The organism is Pelovirga sp. (assembly GCF_059864205.1).
In genome coordinates this window covers 1-2,548 of the sequence record NZ_JCBCBS010000006.1, presented here as the reverse complement: position 1 = coordinate 2,548, position 2,548 = coordinate 1, and the positions used below count along the sequence as shown (strand labels likewise).

Below are 2,548 nucleotides of genomic sequence, written 5' to 3'. Positions count from 1 at the left end.
TGAGCGGTGAGCGGTGAGCGGTGAGCGGTGAGCGGTGATCGGTAACTGCTTACGGCTTCTTATAATCTATCTCGCGCCCGATCGCTTCGCTCTCTCATGCTCGCAATCAACGCTACCAGGGCAAAGACGAAAAACCACATTTCATCGCGATGAAAACCTTTAACCTTTTGTATCTGTTCATCACCGGGTCGGGGATCCTGTGCAAAGATAGAGCTGAATAGTTACAACCTTTTTATGAATTCTGCGAAAAAGTTTTTTGACTGGATATAACGATGTCCAGCTTCTTGTTGATATCCTTGAAAATCGCATAGACAAAATCATCCTTTAGACTCCCGTCATCGTTATAGTAGTTTTTTTTCTTCAGATATTCAGCAAGAGTCATTTTTCCTTCTATGTCCATTCTATCACCTGTATTCACTATTTTATTTTCTGCAGTCTCAAGTCATCGTTCGTCTGCGGCCAAATGCTTATCGACTTTAGCCTTTCTCCGCGATCTCTGTGACTGGTTTATTGCAGTCAATAGTTTTTTCCGTGTTTTTCCGTGATTTTCGTGGATGATACCGATCACGACCTTTTGCAATCTGTAAAAGACTTTGACAATTTGTAATAAAGGTTTATCATTACCACATGATACCACGCACTGTTGAAAAATATGTCTGCGAATTGCTCAAGGGTTTTCCCATTGTCACCATAACCGGGCCGCGGCAATCGGGCAAAACCACCCTTGCGCGCGCTATTTTTTACAACCGGCCCTATGCGTCACTGGAAGATCCAGATATCAGACTCGCCGCCTTGGACGATCCACGTTCCTTTCTAGCCCGCTTTCCGGACGGTGCCGTTCTCGACGAAGTGCAACGCTGTCCGCAGCTTTTTTCCTATCTGCAAACCCTGGTCGATAAAGATGGCCGCATGGGGTTATTCATCCTCACAGGATCACAGCAATTCGGGCTTATTTCCGGAATCACTCAGTCACTGGCCGGCAGAACTGCCTTTGTCGAACTACTACCCTTCGCATTTTCCGAATTACATCAGGGCAATGAGCTGTCTTCCGAAGCAGATATGTTGCTTTACAGCGGTTGCTACCCACCAATTCATGATCGCAATGTTCCCCCGCGCGCATGGCTTACGGCTTACGTTACAGCGTACATTGAGCGAGATGTCCGCCAGATCACCCAGGTGCAGGACCTGGAAACATTTCAACGTTTCGTTCGCCTCTGTGCAGGCCGAACCGGACAACTTCTCAATCTTTCCTCCCTGGCAACGGAATGCGGTATTACCCACAACACTGCCAAGTCCTGGATCTCGATTCTTGAAGCCAGCTATCTGGTTTTTCTGCTGCGGCCACACCATGCCAATTTCAACAAACGCCTGGTAAAGACGCCAAAGCTCTATTTTTACGATACCGGTCTTGTATCATGGTTACTCGGCATCCAGGCCCCTGAACAACTTGCTACCCACCCCTTACGTGGCAACATATTTGAAACACTGATTGTCACAGAGCTGGTAAAAACCTTTTTTAACCGAGCGGAAAAAGCACCACTCTCTTTCTGGCGTGACAGCACAGGCAATGAGGTCGATATCATTATTGATCAAGGCGGAAAACTGCAGCCGGTAGAAATCAAATCCGGTCGCACACTAACCCGCGATTCCTTTGCCGGGCTGGAAAAATGGCTCACCATCGCTGCTGATAGCGCCATGCAACCGTTGCTGGTTTATGGAGGTGACGACAACTACCAACACAAAGGGGTACAAGTGCTTTCCTGGAAAAATGTGGACGAAATACCGTAAGCTATCGTCATTTGTCTGCCACTTCGTGGCGTCTACCGCTGCGCGGTGTCATTGGTCTGCCGCTGAAGCGGCGTCTGCCACTTCGTGGCGTCTACCGCTGCGCGGTGTCATTTGTCATTTGTTAAAAAACAGTGAACGGTAAACTGTGAGCCGTGAGCGGTGTAAAGTCCTTAGTGAGCGGTGAGCGGTGAGCCGTGAACGGTTAACTGCTTACTGCTTACTGCTTACTGCTTACTGCTCACCGCTCACGGATCACTGATTTTCGACTCCCCACTCCCCGTTTTTCCCGCCCTTTCCTCTCCGGCTCTCCGTTAATGTTTTTCCTCGCTACTCGCTACTCGCTACTCGTCACTGCTTTCCCCACTCCCCACTCCCCACTCCCCACTCCCCACTCCCCACTCCCCACTCACCGCTCACTGCTTCTCTTCTCCACTTGACCAAAAGCGTACGACAAGATAGATTGAAAGAGTACGCACCAGATGATTCTCCAGGAAGGACTTCGCTCATGCCGATTACCACATCCAAACTGCGCAGCGACATCTATAATCTACTCGACCAGGTGCTGGAAACCGGAAAACCGCTTGAAGTTGAATTAAAGGGGCGGCAGCTCTTGATTCTGCCGGCAGAGCAGGTTAGCAAACTGGCACGGTTGGTTCCACATGACTGCATCCAGGGTGATCCTCAAGAGCTTATTCACTCCGATTGGTCCAGCGAGTGGAAACATGATCTACCTTGATACCCATGTGGTTGCCTGGCTATA

At 49.3% G+C, this 2,548-nt stretch carries 2 protein-coding genes; both read left to right on the top strand.

Annotated features, from left to right (window positions below):
- The first annotated feature begins 627 nt into the window (after window positions 1–627).
- Complete coding sequence (locus AC6F7T_RS00645) at window positions 628–1,788, top strand: DUF8612 domain-containing protein (protein ID WP_500716016.1); 1,161 nt, start codon at window positions 628–630, stop codon at window positions 1,786–1,788.
- 505 nt (window positions 1,789–2,293) lie between these two features.
- On the top strand, window positions 2,294–2,524 hold the full coding sequence (locus AC6F7T_RS00640) for a hypothetical protein (RefSeq protein WP_500716015.1): 231 nt from the start codon (window positions 2,294–2,296) through the stop codon (window positions 2,522–2,524).
- The last annotated feature ends 24 nt before the right edge of the window (window positions 2,525–2,548 follow it).

Excerpts from the sequence above, each read along its gene's own strand:
- AC6F7T_RS00640 (WP_500716015.1), top strand. The coding sequence starts at position 2,294 with ATGCCGATTACCACATCCAAACTGCGCAGCGACATCTATAATCTACTC.
- AC6F7T_RS00645 (WP_500716016.1), top strand. The coding sequence starts at position 628 with ATGATACCACGCACTGTTGAAAAATATGTCTGCGAATTGCTCAAGGGT.